Origin of the sequence: Klebsiella sp. I138, from assembly GCF_051131765.1 — a bacterium.
Taxonomy (GTDB): domain Bacteria; phylum Pseudomonadota; class Gammaproteobacteria; order Enterobacterales; family Enterobacteriaceae; genus Klebsiella.
This window is the reverse complement of sequence record NZ_CP180447.1, coordinates 2,774,169-2,794,015: the sequence shown is the minus strand read 5'-3', so window position 1 is coordinate 2,794,015 and position 19,847 is coordinate 2,774,169. Positions and strand designations below refer to the sequence as shown.

Genomic DNA, 19,847 nt, shown 5'->3' with positions numbered 1-19,847 from the left:
AAGGAGTTTTATATGTCTTTTGATTTAATTATTAAAAACGGCACCGTTATTCTGGAGAATGAATCTCGGGTAGTCGATATCGCGGTTTCCAACGGTAAAATTGCCGCCATTGGTGAAAACCTGGGTGAGGCAAAACAGGTGATGGACGCGACAGGTCTGATTGTGTCGCCAGGCATGGTCGATGCGCATACGCATATTTCGGAACCGGGTCGTACGCATTGGGAAGGTTATGAAACGGGTACCCGCGCGGCAGCCAAAGGCGGCATCACGACGATGATCGAAATGCCGCTCAATCAGCTGCCGGCAACCACCGATCGTGAGACCATTGAGCTAAAATTCGACGCCGCTAAGGGCAAATTGACCATTGATGCAGCGCAGTTGGGGGGGCTGGTTTCCTATAATCTGGATCGCTTGCATGAGCTGGATGAAGTGGGCGTGGTGGGTTTCAAATGCTTTGTTGCAACCTGTGGCGATCGCGGTATCGATAATGACTTCCGTGACGTCAATGACTGGCAGTTCTTCAAGGGCGTGCAAAAGCTGGCCGAAATGAAGCAGACCGTATTAGTGCATTGTGAAAATGCGCTAATTTGCGATGAGCTGGGCGAAGAAGCGAAAAGAGAAGGCCGCGTGAGCGCCCATGATTATGTCGCATCCCGCCCGGTTTTCACTGAAGTCGAGGCTATCCGCCGCATTCTGTATCTGGCAAAAGTGGCAGGTTGCCGCCTTCATGTATGCCACGTCAGCAGCCCGGAAGGGGTAGCCGAAGTGACCCGCGCCCGTCAGGAAGGTCAGGATGTAACCTGCGAATCATGCCCTCACTACTTTGTTCTTGATACCGAACAGTTTGAAAAAATTGGCACACTGGCCAAATGCTCTCCGCCAATCCGCGATGCTGAAAACCAGAAAGGCCTGTGGGAAAAACTGTTCAACGGCGAGATTGACTGCCTGGTGTCTGACCACTCTCCGTGCCCGCCGGAAATGAAAGCTGGCAATATCATGCAGGCCTGGGGGGGGATTGCTGGTCTGCAAAGCTGTATGGACGTCATGTTTGATGAAGCCGTGCAGAAGCGAGGTATGTCCTTACCGCAGTTTGCCCGTCTGATGGCGACCAATGCTGCCGATATTTTTGGTCTGAAGCATAAAGGTCGTATCGCCCCGGGTAAAGATGCCGATCTGGTGTTTATCCAGCCAAACAGCAGCTATGTCCTGCAGGCAGAAGACCTCGAATACCGTCATAAAGTCAGTCCTTACGTTGGCCGTCAGATTGGTGCGCGTATAGCGAAAACCATTCTGCGTGGCGATGTGATTTATGACATTCAGGACGGTTTCCCTCATGCCCCAAAAGGCCAGTTTATTCTTAAACATCAGCAGTAATCGGCGGCCGTAATCCCCCGGTAGCGCTCCGCTGACCGGGCTACGGGCCTGATACTGTATGTGGGGTTCGTAGCCTGGACCGGCACATAGCGCCGCCTCCGGGAAATAAGCCGATCATTCCATGCTTAGCGCCTGTTTAGCGACAGGTGCTTTTTCAGGATTCGATCATGGTGGTATTTCCGCTAAATAAACGAAACACCCTGGCGGGATTTCAATGGTTCTTCTTTATATTCTGCAATACCGTTGTGGTACCGCCGACATTACAGTCGGCCTTTCAGCTACCTACCAGCGCGCTGATTACGCTCACCCAGTACGGTTTTATCACCACCGGTCTGGCCTGCCTGGCGCAGGCGGTGTTGGGCCATCGTCGGGCGATAATGGAAGGGCCTACGGGGCTATGGTGGAGTACGATCCTGACCGTTACCGTCGGTGAAGCCGCGCGGGGTACAGCATTCGACAGCATTGCGACCAGCCTGGCGGTTGGCATCGTTCTGTCTTCCGTTATGACTGTCATCGTCGGCGTAAGTGGCATAGGTCATCGTCTGGCAAAGCTCTTCAGCCCGACGGTGATGGTCTTTTTTATGCTGCTGCTTGGCGCACAGCTCACGACTATATTTTTCAAAGGGATGCTCGGACTGCCCTTTAGTTCGACGCAGGCTAACGTGGCCATTCAGCTGGTGCCGTTTGGCCTGGCGCTGGCGGTGATGATTCTGGTGCTGGGGATGATTATTTTTCTCCCTGACGGTATCGCCCGTTATGCCCTGTTGACAGGTACGCTGGCGGGTTGGGCAAGCTGGTATCTCTTGTTCCGTACTCCGCCCGCCACGGCGGCATCGGGCCCGATACACTGGCAGTGGTTCCCGCTTGGCTACGGTGGGGAGCTACGGCCGGGCATTATTCTGACGGCACTGCTGGCGGGGCTGGTGAATATTACCAACACCTACGGCGCAATTCGTGGTACTGATATTTTTTACCCCGAACAAGGAGCCAGCAATACCCGCTACCGACGTAGCTTTATTATCTCCGGATTAATGACTTTAATCACGGTTCCGCTCAGCGTGGTGCCGTTTTCTCCTTTTGTTTCGTCGATAGGATTATTAACCCAAACCGGAGAAACCTCACGCCAGCCGTTTATTATCGGCTGTCTCTGTTGTCTGTTAGTTGGGCTCTTTACGCCGCTGACCCATTTTTTTACCACGCTGCCGCTACCAATTAGCAGTGCGGTAATGCTGGTCTCCTATCTACCGTTGTTATATTCCAGCTTATCTTTCAGTAAACAAATTACCTTTACCGCGAGAAATATCTATCGGCTGGCTCTGCCGCTATTTGTTGGCATTTTTTTAATGGGCTTACCGCCGGTGTATCTCCAGACGTTGCCCCTGACAATACGACCACTATTAGGTAACGGCTTATTAATTGGCGTGCTGCTGGCGGTGGTCATGGAAAATCTCATTCCGTGGGATCGTATTAAGTAATGACATCAAAAAAGGATGAACAATGAAAATTATTATTGCTCCGGACTCTTTCAAAGAAAGCGTGAGTGCCAGCCGCTGTGCCCAGGCGATTAAGGCGGGCTTTGCCTCTATTTTCCCACAAGCGGAGTGCATCTGTCTGCCGATTGCTGACGGCGGAGAAGGGACGGTTGAGGCAATGGTTGAGGCCACCGATGGCAAAATGGTGATGCTGCCGGTGATGGGGCCGATGGGAGGCTTTGTCGGGGCCTTTTATGGTATGAGCGGTGATGGTCATACCGCGTTTATCGAAATGGCGGCGGCCAGCGGGCTAATGCTGGTTCCTGCCGGAAAGCGCAACCCGCTGCTGGCCACTAGCTACGGTACCGGCGAGCTGATTCGTCATGCGCTGGACGCCGGAGTACGCCATATTATTCTTGGCATTGGCGGTAGCGCCACGGTAGACGGTGGAATGGGTATGGCTCAGGCCCTGGGGGCGCGTTTTCTTGATGACACCGGCGAGAGCGTCGGCCTCGGCGGCGGCGCATTAGCGCGGCTGGCCAAAATTGATTTGCGCGACCTCGATCCGCGCCTTAGTGAATGCCGGATTGAAGTTGCCTGCGATGTCGATAACCCACTGCTCGGTGAACGCGGTGCGGCGGCCGTTTTTGGCCCGCAAAAAGGGGCCAGCGTGAAGATGGTTGCCGGCCTTGAGAGCGGTTTAAAAAATTACGCTCAGGTGCTGCTGACGGCAACGGGCCAGGATGTGACGGTGATTGTCGGCGGCGGTGCGGCAGGCGGAATGGGCGTAGCGGCCTGCGTATTCCTTGGCGCAGCGCTGAAGCCGGGTATCGATATTGTGATTGAAGCCGTTCATCTGGAGGAAGCGCTGCGCGATGCGGATCTGGTGATTACCGGAGAAGGGCGGATTGATTCTCAAACCGTCGGCGGCAAAGCGCCGATTGGCGTGGCGCGGATCGCCAAAAAGTACGGCATACCGGTTATCGGTATTGCTGGCGTATTGGGTGACGGCGTTGAAGCAGTTCATCAGCATGGTATTGATGCAGTATTTAGTATTTTACCTGCACTTGCGCCGCTGTCTGAGGTATTGGATCACGGTGAGCAGAATCTCTATGCCTGCGCGCGCAACATTGCCTGTACGCTGAAACTTGGCCAGAAGATCTCCGGCTGAATAAAAAATGCCACGGTTCTCACCGTGGCAAAATCCAACATAGCTAAATAAAAAAAGTGAACATTTCCGCTGCAATCAGATCTCAACGTCGCGGTTGCAATCTTTCGAGTAGATATAGCTAAACGCCTCGCGCCCGACACCGTATCCTGCCTGGAGTGAATAAGCGCCCATAAAAATGTAATCGCCTTTCTTCACCGGAACCCAGTTGTTGTCGAGGTTATAAACGCCCTGGCCGGAAAGGATCAAGGCGCCATGCTCCTGCACATGGGTTTCGATATAGCCGTGGCTGGCTCCTGGTGCAAATGAGAGAATATGCATGTTCATATCGAAGCCCAGTTCTTTGGGCAGGAAATCGATCAGGATAACGTCTTCCATTCCTTCGTAATGAATACGCTCAAGCTGACTGACGTTACCGGTGACCAAATATGGCGCGTGATTCTCAACTGCAATATAGCGGCGCTTGTAGAGGAACAGCTGGCTGTTACCAGCCCGGTTATTGGTGAAAGCGATCTTCTCACCCGGTGGGCAATAAATATAGCCGCCTTCGGTCAGCGGGAAGGTTTTTCCTCCAGCCTGAGCGGTGATGTCTCCCTGAATGACATACAGGAAGGTCTCAATCCCTTCACCGCCGAAACCGCTCTTATTCCCGCCGTTTTCATGCAGCGTTACCAGATAATCCACAAATGTGGCACCCAGTTTCGGCGTCGACAGTATGGTCACATCGCAATTATCGAAGCCCGGAATAATGTTTTTGACCAGGCCATCCGGCGTCAGTAGCGCATAGTTTCCGTGGCGCACGATGGAACGGCTGGCCAGTAAATCATCACGATAGCCAACCACATTATTTAAATATCCCATTATCTTTTCCTTATTCAGTCCAGGCCAGTTGGTGCAACATTAATGCGAGCGTTTTCACGCCCTCCGCCAGATCGTCGATATGCGTGCTTTCCGCCGGGTTATGGCTGATACCTTTAATGCTTGGCATAAAGATCATGCAGGTCGGGAAGCAGGGGGCGAAAATTTGCGCATCATGCCCCGCGCCGCTGTGCATCATGCGGAAGTTAATTTTCTCTTTTGCGCAAAGTTCGCTGAGTTGGGTCACCAGGGTTTTATCCATTGGAACCGGAGCCTCATCCATCCAGAGGTCGATCTCAATACCGATATCCATTTCCTGGCATATCCGCCGCATATCGGCTTCAATAACTTCAGTAAATGCCGTTAATTCAAGGGCATTAGTGTGGCGGCAGTCCATGGTAAAGACTGTTTTACCGGGCACCACGTTGACGGTGTTCGGCTGCGGATCCACCTTACCGAAGGTGAGAACCAGCGGGTCACCGTGAGTCTTCGCTTTCGCGATAGATTCGCAGCAAATGCGGCTAAAGGCGTGGACGGTGTCGCGGCGGTAGCCCATTGGGGTGGTGCCGGCATGATTGGACTCGCCGTTGAGAGTGATGGTGTAGCGGCGCTGTCCGACAATGGCGTTGACCACACCGATGGACTGCTTGTTGGTTTCCAGAACACGACCCTGCTCGATATGTAGCTCAACGAAAGCTTTAATATCCCGGCGCGGAATCTGAGGTGCATCAGGCAGGTTGAAGCCGCATTGCTTCATGGCATCGACAAAAGCTACGCCCTTTGTATCCTTAATCTCGCGGACGTCAGCCGGGTTAGCGATGCCGACGATATTTTTGCTGCCCCAGAAAACGTAAGGAAAACGGCTACCTTCTTCTTCTGCTAACGCCAATACTTCAACCGTACGTAGCGGAGCCCCGTAGGTTTCTTTTAGCCAGCGAACCGCCAGCCATGCCGCCAGCGCACCGAACTGGCCGTCAAGATTACCGCCGTTGACGACGCTATCAATATGCGAACCGCTCAGGATAACCTCATCGGGAAAGCGTGTGCCGGGCAGGCGGCCATAAAGGTTACCGACATCATCAAAACGTGTCTCTAGCCCGCTTTCACTCATCCTTTGCTTAAACGCTTGTTGCGCCTCCAGCCATTCCGGCGAATAAAGCAGGCGGGTAATGCCTCCGGTAGGGTCTGCGCCAAAGGAGGAAAGCCAGGGTAGTGTCTCTTCAATTGCCTGTCGAAAATAATTAGCCATACGCAACTCCTGTATCTTAATTTATTGAGCAAAAGGGGAATTGGTTTCATAAGAGCGGTTATATAGAGCGTCCGAACTCAGATAGTCATAAATCTCATCAACGACTTCGATACCATCGACGGCGCTGTTTTTCTCATTGATATCCAGGTTCTGCCCCGGGTATAAAACTTGTTTAAACCCGGGCGCTGGGGTAATGGCGTTTAATTCGCGCATGGTGTCGCTAATATGTTTACGAAATAACGCGCTGGAAGAGAAAAATTCCGGGTTAATAACGATATGCAGCTGCCCCAGCTCGCGTCCCTGACTCAGGTTGTCGTACATCGAGCTGACCTGACGGCCAAAGGGGAGGTTGAGTAAGATGCCGGAGAGTACGTCGATCATCATCATCAGGCCGTAGCCTTTTGGGCCCGCAGCCGGAAGCAGTGCGTGGACGGCAAAAGGGTCGCTAGTCGGCGCGCCGTTTTTATCCACCGCCCAGCTATCGGGGATGGCTTCATGACGCGAACGGGCGTCGAGAATTTTCCCCCAGGCCTGTACGGTGGTAGCCATATCGAAAGTGATGATATCGTCACCCTCACCGGGTGCGGCAAAGGCCAGAGGGTTGGTGCCGTAATAGATTTCCGCACCGCCAAAAGGCACCACCATTGGGTCCGACTGGCACAGTGACAGTCCGATAAACCCCGCTTGCGCTGCCTGCTGTGCGAAGTAAGAGATTGCGCCACTGTGCCCCATGCGGCGGATGCCGACGACAGCTACGCCATTTTCCCGGGCGATCGCTATCGCGTGCTCCATACCCATTTTGGCGGCGACCTGACCGGCGGCGTTATCGGCATGCAAAATTCCGCTGCAGGGGCCGTTCTTTTCAAAGGAGAAGGTGGGGTTACGATTAGTTCCACCTTTTGAAATACGCTCCGCATAATATTCAACGCGTACCGCGCCGTGCGAATGGATTCCCCTGGCATCGGCATAAACCAGCACATCGGCAATAATATCCGCGTGATTATGGGTAAGCCCTGCTGTATTCAGCTTTTTAGCAATAAGCTGATGAAGTGTTTCCCGGCTGACTTTCATCTGTCTTCCTTTTAACGACGGTGTAGAGCCTGACTGCCGACTAAAATACGGGGAAAATAAACTTAAATTGTGATCTGTATGGGTAAAAAGAGTTAGTTAGATTTTATTTGATAATCACCGTGGGTTTATCAGACAGGACCCTTTTAATCTATTTATTGAAGAACCCGCGCTAATGCCTTTGGGTTTATTTGAAAACATCTTGTAATAATTCTCGTGTGATTTTGGTCACGTTGGTGCGGGAGCTATATCGCTAGCCTGATTGCAGATTAACCATGAATATTCAATTGCACTGGCTGCAATTATTGGGGAGTTATTATGATCCATGCCTTTATTAAAAAGGGCTGTTTTCAGGACTCGGTCAGTTTAATGATTATTTCACGAAAACTGAGTGAATCAGAAAATGTCGATGATGTTTCGGTCATGATGGGAACACCGGCAAATAAAGCGCTGCTGGAGACCACCGGTTTCTGGCACGACGATTTTGCTACGGCGACGCCGAACGATATTTGCGTGGCGATCCGCACCGATTATACAGATGCATCGGTAACGGAAATGATTATCGCCCGCCTTGAGGAGGCCCTCACCACCCTGGCGCAGGGAAGCGGCCAAAATCTGAGCCTTAGCGTGGTTCGTCGTTGGCAAAGCGCGATGCAAAAACTACCGCAGGCCAATATGACCTTAATTTCCGTTGCCGGGGAGTATGCCGCAGAGCTTGCCCATCAGGCTCTGAGCAACGAGAAAAACGTGATGATCTTCTCCGACAACGTCACGCTGGAAGATGAAATTTCCCTGAAGACCCGCGCCCGCGATAAAGGGCTGTTGGTCATGGGGCCGGATTGCGGCACCGCGATGATCGCCGGGACCCCATTGGCTTTCGCTAACGTCGCGCCGGACGGCAATATCGGCGTGATTGGCGCGTCGGGTACCGGTATTCAGGAGCTGGTCTCACAAATTGTCCTCGGTGGCGAAGGGATCAGTCATGCGATTGGTCTCGGCGGCCGTGACCTGAGCGCCGAAGTCGGCGGCATTAGCGCGCAAACGGCGCTGGAAATGTTGACTCAGGACGGACAGAGCCAGGTGCTGGCCTTTGTTTCTAAACCGCCCGCCGAAGCCGTGCGCCTGAAGATGATTAGTGCGATGAAGCGTAGCGGTAAGCCGGTGGTAGCGCTGTTCCTCGGCTACGCGCCAAAAAACACGCGTGATGGAAACGTCTGGTTTGCCCGCACGCTTGACGAGGCCGGGCGTCTGGCCTGCTTGTTGGCGCGAGTTGTGCGCCACCAGGAAACCCTGACTGCGGTGGCAGGAACGCAGATCCGCGGTTTTTATACCGGCGGTACGCTGGCCGCAGAATCCGCCGGGCTGCTAGCCGAGCGGTTGAACATCACTCCTGATGAACATCACCCGCAGGGCATGATGCTCAATGCGCTGGGTCATCAGGTCATCGACCTCGGTGATGATTTTTACACCGTTGGCCGCCCGCATCCAATGATCGACCCCTCGCTGCGCAACCAGCTTATTGCCGAACTTGGCAAGGATAGTCAGGTTGGCGTGCTGCTGCTGGACGTGGTGATTGGCTACGGAGCCACAGCCGACCCTGCTGAATCACTGGTTGAAGCCTGTCAGCAGGCGTGGGTCGTGAGAGGCGAGCGCCACCCACTGCATGTTATCGCTACGGTGACCGGTACCGAAACTGATCCACAGTGCCGCTCCCTCCAGATTGCTGCCCTTGAAGATGCGGGGGTCGTGGTGGTTGATAGCCTCCCTGAAGCCACGCTGCTTGCCGCCGCGCTTATTAGCCCACCGCAGATGGTAGAGCAGACCCCGCGCGCCAGCCTGCTGGATGGCGTGGCGGTGATTAATGCTGGCCTGCGTAGCTTTGCTCTCGATTTACAGTCCGCCGGAACGCCGGTTGTTCACTATCAGTGGGCGCCGATCGCCGGGGGAAATAAGAAACTGGCTCGTTTTTTAGAACGTTTGCAATAAGAGGTCTCTATGTTTACATCAGTGGCACAGGCCAATGACGCAGTAATAGAACGAATTCGTAATGCACGTCCGCACTGGCTGGATGTGCAGCCGGCGGGTTCGTTAATCGAGGCGCTGAATCAGAACAAAACGTTGCTCCACGCCGGGCCGCCGATGCATTGGCAGGAGATGACCGGCCCGATGAAAGGTGCCTGCATTGGCGCATGCTTATTTGAAGGCTGGGCGCAGGAAGAAAAAACGGCCCATGCGATGCTGGAAGGCGGCGAAATTACCTTTATTCCCTGCCATCACGTTAACGCCGTAGGGCCGATGGGGGGGATTACTTCACCAAATATGCCGATGCTGGTGGTGGAGAATATCGCCGAAGGGAACCGTGCGTATTGCAATCTTAATGAAGGGATTGGCAAGGTGATGCGTTTCGGCGCCTATGGCGAAGACGTACAGCAGCGCTTGCGCTGGATGCGTGATGTGCTGATGCCGGTCCTCAGTGCGGCGTTGAAACAGATGGAGCGCGGTATTGATCTGACCGCGATGATGGCGCAGGGCATCACCATGGGCGATGAATTTCATCAGCGCAATATCGCCACCTCAGCCCTGTTGATGCGTACGCTGGCGCCTCATCTGGCACGCCTCAACCACGACAAACAGCAGCTTGCTGAAGTGATGGATTTCCTCGCCATTACCGATCAGTTCTTCCTCAACCTGGCGATGGCCTACTGTAAATCGGCGATGGATGCCGGGGCGAAAATTGGTGCCGGCAGTATCGTGACTGCGATGACCCGCAACGGCGATATGTTTGGCATTCGCGTCAGTGGGTTAGGCGATCGCTGGTTTACCGCGCCAGTGAATACGCCGCAGGGGCTGTTCTTTACCGGCTTCTCACAGGATCAGGCCAACCCGGATATGGGCGACAGCGCGATAACCGAAACCTTCGGTATTGGCGGCGCGGCGATGATCGCGGCCCCAGGCGTCACCCGCTTTGTTGGCGCAGGGGGGATGGAGGCGGCGAAATCCGTTTCCGAGGAGATGGCGGAAATCTTCCTTGAGCGCAATATGCAGCTACAAATTCCGGGCTGGGATTTCCAGGGAGCCTGCCTGGGGCTGGATATTCGCCGGGTCGTCGAAACCGGTATAACTCCGCTAATCAACACCGGAATTGCTCATAAAGAAGCGGGGATCGGTCAGATTGGCGCCGGGACTGTCAGAGCGCCGTTGGCCTGCTTTGAGCTGGCGCTGGAAGCGCTGGCGGACGAGCTAGGCGTGAGCTGAGGAGGTGCGATGGAGATTATACGTCCGCTGATAGGCAGCGTAGATGCCCCGGACCATCGTCAGCCGTGGCGAACCGGTGGCCTCTGGCGGCGCACTATCAATCTCTATGTTGAAGGCGGCGCGCTGTTGACGCTTCATCATCAGGGGCAGGGGGTTAGCCCCGGCGGATGGGTATTACGCCATCGCGACTTTATCCGACTGCACGCGGCGCTACGGGCGGGGGCCATGCTGACGGCGCGGGATGACGGCATTCAGATTAACGATCTTTTACTGTCGCCACCGCGCAGGCGTTGCTCTCTGCGGCCGCGCGACCAGCCAAACGGTGCTTACCTGCCGACAGCGTTAATGAATCGTCTGGAGGAAACGGGGCTGTTCGGGCCGCTGTCGCAGGCTATCTATCTACCACTGCATCCTGAGCTGCGGCAGTTACGCCACTGTTTTGCTTCTGCGCTGACCGGGAGCGCCGTTGACTGGCGGCTGTGGTTGGGGAAGGGGCCGGGTTTGACGCCGAGTCTGGACGACATGCTTATCGGGATGATGCTGGCAGCGTGGTGCGCGGGGCAGATGTCTCGCCACGGTGGGCCGACGTTCTTTCGTGCATCCGGCGATCTGCACGCGGCCACGACGCAGGTTAGCGTCAACTACTTACGCTACGCCAGCGAGGGGCGCTTCGCCTCGCCGCTGATGCATTTCGTTCACGCTCTTCAGCGTGAACGCCGTATTGAGCCGGCCATCGATGCTCTGCTGGCGATGGGGCACACCTCCGGTGCTGACACGCTTCTGGGATTCTGGTTGGCGCAACATATTATCTAAGGACTCTTTATGAAAACGCTGGTTGTTGCCCTGGGTGGCAACGCTTTATTACAGCGCGGGGAAGCGCTGACCGTGGAAAATCAGTATCGAAATATTGATAGTGCGGTTCCCGCACTGGCGCGCCTGGCGCAGAATTACCGGCTGGCTATTGTTCACGGCAATGGGCCGCAGGTGGGCCTGCTGGCGCTACAGAATCTGTCTTATGGCGATGTTGCGCCTTATCCTCTGGACGTGCTGGTGGCGGAAAGTCAGGGCATGATTGGCTATATGCTGGCCCAACGCCTGGCTCAGGAATCATTGATGCCACCGGTTTCGACGGTCATGACGCGGATTGCGGTGGCCTCAGAGGATCCGGCATTTTCGGCGCCAGAAAAATTTATTGGTCCGGTTTATGACCCCGAGCTGCAGACGCAGCTGGAGGCCGAATATGGTTGGACAATGAAACGTGACGGCAAGTATCTGCGGCGGGTTGTGCCCTCACCGGTACCGGTCAGAATTGAGGAGAGTGAGACGATCGAGCGTCTGCTAAGCGAAGGCCATGCGGTGATATGCTGCGGAGGCGGCGGAATACCAGTGCTGGAGAGCGGTAAGGGCGCGGAGGCGGTTATCGATAAAGACCTGGCCGCAGCGTTGCTGGCGGAGCAGATTAATGCCGATGGTCTGGTTATCCTGACCGATGCGGATGCGGTATATGAACATTGGGGGACCCCGATGCAGCGGCCAATTCGTGAAGCAACGCCGGAAGCACTGGCGCCCTTTGCCCGGGATGATGGTGCAATGGGGCCAAAAATCGCGGCGGTGAGCGGCTATGTTCGACGCAAAGGGAAGCCGGCATGGATTGGCGCGCTGTCGCGCATCGATGACACGCTTGCTGGTCTGGCGGGGACCTGCATCAAGCCCTGATGGGGGGGATTCTCCGGGTTCTGGCCCCTGGGGGCGCCTGACGCACCTTGTCCGAACTACGGGGTCGTACAGGCTGGGGTAACCCGGACAGACGCGCAGCGTCGCCACCGGGAATGGCTTTGGATAGCCCTGGTTGATGAGTTTGGTAGCCCGGCCAGGGCGCAGGGCGCCGCAAGCCGGGATTCTGGGGAAGGACTATGCCAGCTGGGATTGCGCCCAGAAGACACCGCTGGCGTACTCCGGCGGCAGAATAGGTTTTAAGGCTTCCAGCGTGGCGCTCAGGCGGTCGGTATCGCTGTCGGTCAGGTTCAGGTGACCCACTTTGCGTCCCGGGCGCACTTCTTTGTCGTACCAGTGCAGATGCACCAGCGGCAGCTTCAGCCAGTCATAGTTCAGATCGGTACCGATCAGGTTGATCATGACCGACGGGCTGTTCACCACCGGCGGCGGCAGCGGCAGGCCGGTAATGGCCCGCAGATGCAGCTCGAACTGACTGATAGAGGCGCCGTTCTGCGTCCAGTGGCCGCTGTTGTGCACGCGCGGCGCCAGTTCGTTAATCAGCAGACCGTCAGCGGTGACGAAACACTCCATCGCCATCACCCCCACATAGTTCAGCTCGTCCATAATGGCGGTAAGCATGCTTTCCGCCTGGTCCTGCTGGCGGGCATTGGCCTGCGGAAACGCGACGCTGGTGCGCAGAATGCCATCCTGGTGCAGGTTGCGGGTGAGCGGGTAGAACACCGTGCTGCCATCCTGCGCGCGGGCGCCAACCAGCGACACTTCGGCCGAAAAGTTGATACCCTGCTCGACGATGCATTCGCCATAGTTTTCGTCCGGCAACTGGGCGATGTCATTTTCGCGCAGACGCCACTGGCCGCGACCGTCATACCCGCCTACGCGACGCTTAACGATTGCCAGTTCACCAAGACGAGCGAAGATCGCCGGCCATTCGCTTTTATCTGCCAGCAGCTGCCACGGGGCGGTGGCGAGATCCAACTTATCGAACAGTTGTTTTTGCGTCAGACGGTCGGCAATGATCGGGAACACGTCGCGGTTAACAAACGCCGGATGACGCGCCAGTTCACGGGTGAGAGCCGTTTCCGGCCACCGTTCGATTTCTGCGGTGATCACGCTTTGCTGAAACGGCACCGCTTCAGGATCGGCTTCCAGCCCGACCGGCCAGACGGCGATACCCAGCGGTTCACCGGCCTGGCGCAGCATGCGACCTAGCTGGCCGTTGCCGAGGATGCAAACCTGCTTCATGCCGCACCCCGCGGGTCCGGATTTTCCAGCACCTCATCGGTCTGGGCCTGACGCCAGGCGCTCAGGCGCTGATGCAGTTCCGCATCGTGCACCGCCAGAATCTGCGCTGCCAGCAGGGCCGCGTTAGCGGCACCGGCCTTGCCGATAGCCAGGGTACCGACCGGAATACCGCGTGGCATCTGAACGATAGAGTAGAGACTGTCAACGCCGCTTAACGCCGCGCTTTGGACCGGCACACCTAAGACCGGCACCAGGGTTTTCGCCGCAATCATGCCCGGCAGATGCGCCGCGCCGCCCGCACCGGCAATAATCACCTGATAACCGTTGCTTTCCGCGCCTTCGGCAAAGCTAAACAGCTTATCGGGCGTCCGGTGTGCGGAGACCACTTCAACATGGTACGAAACGTTCAGGGCATCAAGGATTTCTGCGGTAAACTGCATGGTAGCCCAGTCGCTTTTGGACCCCATCACGATGGCGATACGCGCCGAATTATTGCGGGAAGACATGCGTCTTAAAACTCCTGTGGGTGTGCTTCACACTGCTTTAGAGGCCACAGAGAATAACATGATCTTTCGGTAAGGAAAACGGTTGCGTCGCCAGAACTGAGGTGAAAATGCGGTGGAAATTAAAACGGGAATGCGATCAGTTCAACGTCATCTTTGGTGACTTTGACCATCGAGCCTTCGCTGTGCCATGCACCGAGGACTACGCGAAACGCCGGCTTGCCGTTAGCGTCTAACGGGTGGATGGCAGGGCGGTGGGTGTGGCCGTGAATCAGCCATTGCACCCGGTGTCTTTCCAGCGCGTCGACAACGGCTTGCGGATTGACATCCATAATATCCAGCGACTTGCTGCTGTTGGCCGCTTTGCTGTCAGCGCGCATTCTGGCGGCGATACGGCGACGAATAAACAGCGGTAGGGCAAGGAAAAGACGCTGAATCCATGGCGTATGGACTTTGGCGCGAAAAGCCAGATAGCCCGGATCGTCAGTGCAGAGGGTATCGCCGTGCATGATCAAGACCCGACGACCGTACAGGTCGAGCACCTTTTCTTCCGTCAGCAGCGTCATACCGCAGGCGCGCGCAAAGCGCTGGCCAACGAGAAAATCGCGGTTGCCGTGAATAAAATAGCAGGGAACGCCTGACTGGCTTAATGCGTTGATGGCAGCAGCGATTTCCTGATGCAGCGGGTTTGGATCGTCGTCGCCAATCCAGGCTTCAAACAGGTCGCCGAGGATATACAGCGCGTCTGCTTCCCGAGCTTCGCCACCTAAAAAGCGTAGAAAACCGGCGGTGATCGCCGGTTCTTCTGTTTGCAGATGCAAATCCGCAATAAAAAGTGTCGCCACGAATTACTCGCTAACGGTGACGCTTTTGATCACAACATCTTCTTTCGGCACATCCTGGTGCATGCCGCTGCGGCCTGTTGCTACCGCTTTGATTTTGTCGACCACGTCCATGCCTTCAACCACTTCGGCAAACACGCAGTAGCCCCAGCCCTGCAGGTTTTCACCGGAGAAGTTCAGGAAGTCGTTATCCACCACGTTAATGAAGAACTGTGCAGTAGCGGAGTGAGGCGCCTGAGTACGGGCCATGGCCAGCGTACCGCGGGTATTTTTCAGACCGTTGTTGGCTTCGTTCTGGATCGGAGATTTTGTGGTTTTCTGCTCCATGCCCGGCTCAAAGCCACCGCCCTGGATCATGAACCCGTTGATAACACGGTGGAAAATGGTGTTGTTGTAGAAACCTTCGCGGCAGTAGTCCAGGAAGTTTTTAACTGTTTCCGGCGCTTTGTCGTCAAAAGTTTTGATGACGATATCGCCATGATTAGTGTGGAAAGTAACCATTTTTGCATCCTGTTCCGATGATTGTGGTGCTTAAACCCAAAGTTGGGCGTGACATAGGGGGCTGTTATAGCATAACCGCGGGGTTCGATCACCTTGCATTGTGTGCTGCTTCGGGGTTGAATTAAGGTTAGAATACGCGACTTATTTTCACACACGTCTACACGGAATCTTCGATGTTAAAAATTTTTAATACACTGACGCGCCAAAAAGAAGAGTTTAAACCTATCCATGCCGGGGAAGTGGGCATGTACGTGTGTGGAATTACCGTTTACGATCTCTGTCATATCGGCCATGGCCGTACTTTCGTCTCTTTTGACGTGGTTGCCCGCTATCTGCGTTTTCTCGGCTATAAGCTGAAGTACGTGCGCAACATTACCGATATCGACGATAAAATCATTAAGCGCGCTAATGAGAATGGCGAAAGCTTTGTCGCGCTGGTCGATCGAATGATTGCTGAAATGCACAAGGATTTCGATGCGCTGAATATTCTGCGCCCGGACCTTGAGCCGCGTGCGACGCACCATATCCCCGAGATTATTGAAATCACCGAACAGCTGATTACGCGCGGGCATGCGTACGTGGCGGATAACGGTGATGTGATGTTCTCGGTACCGACCGATCCGAATTACGGGCAGCTGTCGCGCCAGGACCTGGACCAGCTGCAGGCCGGGGCGCGGGTTGATGTGGTTGACGTCAAACGTAATCCGATGGACTTCGTGCTGTGGAAGATGTCGAAAGAGGGTGAGCCGAGCTGGCCGTCTCCGTGGGGCAACGGTCGTCCTGGCTGGCACATTGAATGTTCGGCGATGAACTGCAAACAGCTGGGTAACCATTTTGATATCCACGGCGGCGGTTCGGATCTGATGTTCCCGCACCATGAAAATGAAATCGCCCAGTCTACCTGTGCGCACGACGGGGAATACGTCAACTACTGGATGCACTCCGGGATGGTGATGATTGACCGCGAGAAGATGTCTAAATCGCTGGGCAACTTCTTCACCGTGCGCGACGTGCTGAAATATTACGATGCAGAAACCATTCGCTACTTCCTGATGTCAGGCCACTATCGTAGCCAGCTGAACTACAGCGAAGAGAACCTCAAGCAGGCGCGTTCTGCGCTGGAGCGTCTGTACACCGCGCTGCGCGGGACCGACTCGTCCGTCGCGGCCAGCGGTGGCGAAGCCTTTGAAGCCCGCTTTATCGAAGCGATGGATGACGATTTCAACACCCCGGAAGCCTATTCCGTGCTGTTCGATATGGCGCGTGAAGTCAACCGTCTGAAGACGGAAGACGTCGCCGCCGCCAACGGCATGGCTGCACATATGCGCAAGCTCTCCGGCGTGCTGGGCCTGCTGGAGCAGGAGCCGGATGTTTTCCTGCAAAGCGGTGCGCAGGCTGACGACGGTGAAGTTGCGGAAATCGAACAGCTTATCCAGCAGCGCCTGGATGCGCGTAAAGCGAAAGACTGGGCCGCTGCGGACGCGGCGCGTGACCGTCTCAATGAGATGGGGATCGTGCTGGAGGACGGCCCGCAGGGAACCACCTGGCGCCGTAAGTAAGCAATAAAAAAACGCCCGGCACATGCCGGGCGTTTTAATTTAGCGGGCTCAGGCGGTAACGGTCACGCTCTGGCCTTCAAAGCTCACCGTCTGACCGGCGACGATTTTGCAGCGTTTGCGGGTTTCTACCGCACCATCTACTTTCACCAGACCATCGGCAATGGAAATTTTTGCCTGCGCACCGCTTTCACTCCAGCCTTCCAGCTTCAGTAAATCGCACAGTTCAACGTGTGGGTGTTTACCCAAAGAAAAATTCGCCATCTCAGGCCTCCTGAATGTCGTGATATTCTTCACACGCCTGCAGCGTGTTTTGAATGAGCGTAGCAACGGTCATCGGGCCAACGCCGCCCGGGACAGGCGTAATGTAGGACGCGCGTTCAGCGGCATCTTCAAACACCACGTCTCCAACGACTTTGCCGCTTTCCAGACGGTTAATTCCGACATCGACAACGATGGCGCCTTCTTTGATCCACTCGCCTGGAATAAAGCCCGGCTTACCGACCGCAACAATCAGCAGGTCAGCATTTTCGACGTGCTGGCGCAGATTCTTGGTAAAGCGATGGGTTACGGTGGTGGTGCAGCCCGCCAGCAGGAGTTCCATGCTCATCGGGCGGCCCACGATGTTCGATGCGCCGATAACCACGGCATTCAGGCCATAGGTGTCGATGTTGTAACGCTCAAGCAGGGTGACGATTCCGCGCGGGGTGCACGGGCGCAGGCGCGGGGCGCGCTGGCACAGACGGCCGACGTTGTAAGGATGGAAACCGTCGACGTCTTTGTCCGGGGCAATACGCTCCAGCACTTTCACGTTATCGATTCCGGCAGGCAGCGGCAGCTGTACCAGAATACCGTCGATTGCGTTATCGGCATTCAGCGTATCAATAAGCTCCAGTAATTCCGCCTCGCTGGTGGTCTCCGGGAGATCGTATGAGCGGGAGACAAAACCCACTTCTTCACACGCTTTGCGCTTGCTGCCGACATAAATCTGCGATGCCGGGTTGCTGCCGACCAGTACGACGGCTAACCCCGGGGCGCGTTTTCCGGCCGCGGTGCGGGCCTTCACTTTTTCCGCAACCTCAGAGCGTACCTGCTGCGCAATCGTTTTACCGTCAATAATTTTTGCTGCCATCAGAGAGAGGATTCCATCTGTATCGTAACGAAAGGGGGATGCGGATATTTTGTCAGAAGCCAGCCTCGCTGTCAGTCCTCGTTTGAATTTTTATCCCTCTTTGACAAAACAGAAGGCTAAAAACACCCCTGTTATCAGGGGTATTTAGGGCGTAGAAGGGGGATTTTCGCTGTTAATTAGCGAAAATGGTGGAGAAGCGCTCAGGATAAGGTGCGGGTGATATTTAAACAATCCGCGGTGACTTTGCCGTATATATAGGCAAGTTGCCTGTGCAGCAGCAGTTTCGTGGCAAAATGCATTGACTCACCGAGCGTTGACCGTATAATTCCAGGCGGTTTCACTCTACGAAGCATCCGCTTCTCAGTGCGCCCTTAGCTCAGTTGGATAGAGCAACGGCCTTCTAAGCCGTAGGTCACAGGTTCGAATCCTGTAGGGCGTACCATTATCACTTCTCTTAATGTCTCCTGAAGTCTACTAAATCCAGCATACACGCGGCATTCGCCAATATCTCATTATCTCACCGTCTACTATGGTCTATTGAAATCCACATTCATGTGGGGGTACATTTGGGGGTAGATTCCTGTTCAATGAAATGAGATACCCCCAAAATGAAGCTCACAGCCCGCCAGGTCGACACATCCAGGCCCAAGGACAAGCCCTATAAGCTGTCTGATGGTGGCGGTCTTTATCTGTTGGTGAACCCCAATGGCTCGCGATACTGGCGCCTGAAGTACCGCATCGCTGGTAAAGAGAAGTTACTGGCGTTGGGGGTATATCCTGATATCACTCTGGCGGAAGCCAGACAGAAGCGCGCGGATGCAAAAAAGGTTCTTGCTGCTGGTGGGGATCCGGGACAGGAGAAGCAGGAAGAGAAACAAGCGAAAGAGCAGGCTGTGGCAAACAGCTTTGAACGTCTGGCCATGGAATGGCATGCCCATAAAAGCACATCGTGGTCAGAAGGCTATGCCGAGCATCTCCTGATGTACCTGAAGAAAGACATCTTCCCCTTCATCGGGCAAAAGGCGATTACGGATATCAGCCAGGTCGAAATGCTTAACGTGCTGCGAAAGATGGAACAACGTGGCGTTCTGGACAAACTCAAGAAAACCCGTCAGGCCTGCCGGCAGATATTTACCTATGCCATTATTACCGGTAGAGCCGAGCACAACCCTGTATCAGATCTGGCAGGCGCGCTTAAGCCGCCCAAGCAACAGCACTACCCGCACCTTTTAGCCGACCAGATCCCGGATTTTCTCCGTGCGCTAAGTGAATACAGCGGTAGCACAATCACCCGCAACGCCACTCGACTGTTAATGCTTACCGGGCTCAGGACAATTGAGCTCCGTGCTTCTGAATGGGTTGATATCGACTTTGACAAAGGCGTCTGGAACGTCCCCGCAGAGCGAATGAAGATGCGGCGCCCACATCTCGTTCCTCTCTCAACTCAGGTTCGCGAGTTGCTGGAAGAAATCCACCAGCTTACCGGGCGAGGGAAGTATGTTTTCCCCGGGCGGAATGACGCCGGCAAGCCAATGAGCGAGGCCAGTATTAACCAGGTGATTAAGCGTATTGGCTACGACGGTAAAGCGACCGGGCACGGCTTCAGACATACCATGAGTACCATACTCCACGAACAGGGCTATAACACCGCCTGGATTGAAACGCAGTTGGCCCACGTCGATAAAAACTCCATCCGTGGGACATATAACCACGCTCAGTATCTGGATGGCCGCCGGGAAATGCTCCAGTGGTATGCCGACTATATGGCGGCTCTTGAGAATGGTGAAAATGTGGTCCATGGCTCGTTCGGGAAACGTGCCTGACTGGATGCATAGACAGTATATACAGACGATAGTAGACTTAGGTAGACGAACAAAGAATAGGCTATGT

General features: G+C 55.1%; 18 protein-coding genes and 1 tRNA gene. 10 read left to right on the top strand and 9 right to left on the bottom strand.

Going from position 1 to position 19,847, the window contains the following annotated elements; translation table 11 throughout:
• Window positions 1–12: 12 nt before the first annotated feature.
• From allB to glxK, 3 genes are all read left to right on the top strand, one after another.
• The gene (gene allB / locus ACMYSK_RS13040; RefSeq protein WP_434635931.1) at window positions 13–1,374 is read left to right on the top strand and encodes an allantoinase AllB; all 1,362 of its coding nucleotides are present in this window, start codon (window positions 13–15) and stop codon (window positions 1,372–1,374) included.
• A 167-nt stretch (window positions 1,375–1,541) separates the two neighbouring features.
• Complete coding sequence (locus ACMYSK_RS13035) at window positions 1,542–2,849, top strand: uracil/xanthine transporter (RefSeq protein WP_434635930.1); 1,308 nt, start codon at window positions 1,542–1,544, stop codon at window positions 2,847–2,849.
• A gap of 22 nt (window positions 2,850–2,871) precedes the next feature.
• Complete coding sequence (gene glxK, locus ACMYSK_RS13030) at window positions 2,872–4,017, top strand: glycerate 3-kinase (RefSeq protein ID WP_434635929.1); 1,146 nt, start codon at window positions 2,872–2,874, stop codon at window positions 4,015–4,017.
• A 75-nt stretch (window positions 4,018–4,092) separates the two neighbouring features.
• Here glxK and allE read toward each other — a convergent pair whose 3' ends face one another.
• From allE to allD, 3 genes are read right to left on the bottom strand one after another with little or no spacing between them, the layout of a single operon-like run.
• Window positions 4,093–4,875: a (S)-ureidoglycine aminohydrolase gene (allE, locus tag ACMYSK_RS13025; protein ID WP_434635928.1), complete on the bottom strand. Its 783-nt coding sequence runs from the start codon at window positions 4,873–4,875 to the stop codon at window positions 4,093–4,095.
• Between the two features lie 10 nt (window positions 4,876–4,885).
• Window positions 4,886–6,121, bottom strand: coding sequence for an allantoate deiminase (gene allC, locus ACMYSK_RS13020; protein ID WP_434635927.1), 1,236 nt, complete (start codon window positions 6,119–6,121; stop codon window positions 4,886–4,888).
• Between the two features lie 21 nt (window positions 6,122–6,142).
• Window positions 6,143–7,192, bottom strand: a complete 1,050-nt coding sequence (gene allD, locus ACMYSK_RS13015; RefSeq protein ID WP_434635926.1) for an ureidoglycolate dehydrogenase — start codon at window positions 7,190–7,192, stop codon at window positions 6,143–6,145.
• Window positions 7,193–7,507: 315 nt separating this feature from the next.
• On the opposite strand from allD, the gene ACMYSK_RS13010 reads away from it, so the two are divergent.
• The 4 genes from ACMYSK_RS13010 to ACMYSK_RS12995 are packed head-to-tail and all read left to right on the top strand — an operon-like array spanning window position 7,508 to window position 12,160.
• Window positions 7,508–9,175 (top strand): acyl-CoA synthetase FdrA, encoded by a 1,668-nt coding sequence (locus ACMYSK_RS13010; RefSeq protein ID WP_434635925.1) that lies wholly within the window; start codon window positions 7,508–7,510, stop codon window positions 9,173–9,175.
• 9 nt (window positions 9,176–9,184) lie between these two features.
• The gene (locus ACMYSK_RS13005) at window positions 9,185–10,444 is read left to right on the top strand and encodes a DUF1116 domain-containing protein (RefSeq protein WP_434635924.1); all 1,260 of its coding nucleotides are present in this window, start codon (window positions 9,185–9,187) and stop codon (window positions 10,442–10,444) included.
• A gap of 9 nt (window positions 10,445–10,453) precedes the next feature.
• Complete coding sequence (locus ACMYSK_RS13000; RefSeq protein WP_434635923.1) at window positions 10,454–11,257, top strand: DUF2877 domain-containing protein; 804 nt, start codon at window positions 10,454–10,456, stop codon at window positions 11,255–11,257.
• Between the two features lie 9 nt (window positions 11,258–11,266).
• Entirely contained in the window at window positions 11,267–12,160 is an 894-nt protein-coding gene (locus ACMYSK_RS12995) for a carbamate kinase (RefSeq protein ID WP_434635922.1), read from the top strand.
• A gap of 195 nt (window positions 12,161–12,355) precedes the next feature.
• On the opposite strand, the gene purK is transcribed toward ACMYSK_RS12995, so the two are convergent.
• The 4 genes from purK to ppiB form a co-directional block, all read right to left on the bottom strand.
• Window positions 12,356–13,423 carry a 5-(carboxyamino)imidazole ribonucleotide synthase gene (purK, locus tag ACMYSK_RS12990; RefSeq protein WP_434635921.1) on the bottom strand — a complete coding sequence of 356 codons (1,068 nt, stop codon included), beginning with the start codon at window positions 13,421–13,423 and terminating at the stop codon, window positions 12,356–12,358.
• Window positions 13,420–13,929 (bottom strand): 5-(carboxyamino)imidazole ribonucleotide mutase, encoded by a 510-nt coding sequence (purE, locus tag ACMYSK_RS12985; RefSeq protein ID WP_434635920.1) that lies wholly within the window; start codon window positions 13,927–13,929, stop codon window positions 13,420–13,422. The genes purK and purE overlap by 4 nt, the downstream gene beginning before the upstream one ends.
• A gap of 119 nt (window positions 13,930–14,048) precedes the next feature.
• Entirely contained in the window at window positions 14,049–14,771 is a 723-nt protein-coding gene (gene lpxH, locus ACMYSK_RS12980; RefSeq protein ID WP_434635919.1) for a UDP-2,3-diacylglucosamine diphosphatase, read from the bottom strand.
• Window positions 14,772–14,774: 3 nt separating this feature from the next.
• Window positions 14,775–15,269 (bottom strand): peptidylprolyl isomerase B, encoded by a 495-nt coding sequence (gene ppiB / locus ACMYSK_RS12975; protein WP_004858873.1) that lies wholly within the window; start codon window positions 15,267–15,269, stop codon window positions 14,775–14,777.
• 173 nt (window positions 15,270–15,442) lie between these two features.
• On the opposite strand from ppiB, the gene cysS reads away from it, so the two are divergent.
• Entirely contained in the window at window positions 15,443–16,828 is a 1,386-nt protein-coding gene (gene cysS / locus ACMYSK_RS12970; protein WP_434635918.1) for a cysteine--tRNA ligase, read from the top strand.
• Between the two features lie 48 nt (window positions 16,829–16,876).
• Here cysS and ybcJ read toward each other — a convergent pair whose 3' ends face one another.
• Window positions 16,877–17,089: a ribosome-associated protein YbcJ gene (gene ybcJ, locus ACMYSK_RS12965; RefSeq protein ID WP_434635917.1), complete on the bottom strand. Its 213-nt coding sequence runs from the start codon at window positions 17,087–17,089 to the stop codon at window positions 16,877–16,879.
• 1 nt (window position 17,090) lies between these two features.
• A complete protein-coding gene (folD, locus tag ACMYSK_RS12960; RefSeq protein ID WP_434635916.1) occupies window positions 17,091–17,957 on the bottom strand; it encodes a bifunctional methylenetetrahydrofolate dehydrogenase/methenyltetrahydrofolate cyclohydrolase FolD in 867 nt (288 codons plus the stop codon).
• Between the two features lie 365 nt (window positions 17,958–18,322).
• Between folD and ACMYSK_RS12955 the strand changes: the two genes are divergently transcribed.
• Together ACMYSK_RS12955 and ACMYSK_RS12950 are read left to right on the top strand one after the other, a co-directional pair.
• Window positions 18,323–18,399, top strand: a tRNA-Arg gene (locus tag ACMYSK_RS12955).
• A gap of 166 nt (window positions 18,400–18,565) precedes the next feature.
• A complete protein-coding gene (locus ACMYSK_RS12950) occupies window positions 18,566–19,780 on the top strand; it encodes a tyrosine-type recombinase/integrase (protein WP_434635915.1) in 1,215 nt (404 codons plus the stop codon).
• Window positions 19,781–19,847 lie beyond the last annotated feature (67 nt).

Bases quoted from the DNA above. Each gene is read 5' to 3' on its own strand.
- allB (WP_434635931.1), top strand. From the start codon at position 13: ATGTCTTTTGATTTAATTATTAAAAACGGCACCGTTATTCTGGAGAAT.
- ACMYSK_RS13035 (WP_434635930.1), top strand. From the start codon at position 1,542: ATGGTGGTATTTCCGCTAAATAAACGAAACACCCTGGCGGGATTTCAA.
- glxK (WP_434635929.1), top strand. From the start codon at position 2,872: ATGAAAATTATTATTGCTCCGGACTCTTTCAAAGAAAGCGTGAGTGCC.
- allE (WP_434635928.1), bottom strand. From the start codon at position 4,875: ATGGGATATTTAAATAATGTGGTTGGCTATCGTGATGATTTACTGGCC.
- allC (WP_434635927.1), bottom strand. From the start codon at position 6,121: ATGGCTAATTATTTTCGACAGGCAATTGAAGAGACACTACCCTGGCTT.
- allD (WP_434635926.1), bottom strand. From the start codon at position 7,192: ATGAAAGTCAGCCGGGAAACACTTCATCAGCTTATTGCTAAAAAGCTG.
- ACMYSK_RS13010 (WP_434635925.1), top strand. From the start codon at position 7,508: ATGATCCATGCCTTTATTAAAAAGGGCTGTTTTCAGGACTCGGTCAGT.
- ACMYSK_RS13005 (WP_434635924.1), top strand. From the start codon at position 9,185: ATGTTTACATCAGTGGCACAGGCCAATGACGCAGTAATAGAACGAATT.
- ACMYSK_RS13000 (WP_434635923.1), top strand. From the start codon at position 10,454: ATGGAGATTATACGTCCGCTGATAGGCAGCGTAGATGCCCCGGACCAT.
- ACMYSK_RS12995 (WP_434635922.1), top strand. From the start codon at position 11,267: ATGAAAACGCTGGTTGTTGCCCTGGGTGGCAACGCTTTATTACAGCGC.
- purK (WP_434635921.1), bottom strand. From the start codon at position 13,423: ATGAAGCAGGTTTGCATCCTCGGCAACGGCCAGCTAGGTCGCATGCTG.
- purE (WP_434635920.1), bottom strand. From the start codon at position 13,929: ATGTCTTCCCGCAATAATTCGGCGCGTATCGCCATCGTGATGGGGTCC.
- ppiB (WP_004858873.1), bottom strand. From the start codon at position 15,269: ATGGTTACTTTCCACACTAATCATGGCGATATCGTCATCAAAACTTTT.
- cysS (WP_434635918.1), top strand. From the start codon at position 15,443: ATGTTAAAAATTTTTAATACACTGACGCGCCAAAAAGAAGAGTTTAAA.
- ybcJ (WP_434635917.1), bottom strand. From the start codon at position 17,089: ATGGCGAATTTTTCTTTGGGTAAACACCCACACGTTGAACTGTGCGAT.
- folD (WP_434635916.1), bottom strand. From the start codon at position 17,957: ATGGCAGCAAAAATTATTGACGGTAAAACGATTGCGCAGCAGGTACGC.
- ACMYSK_RS12950 (WP_434635915.1), top strand. From the start codon at position 18,566: ATGAAGCTCACAGCCCGCCAGGTCGACACATCCAGGCCCAAGGACAAG.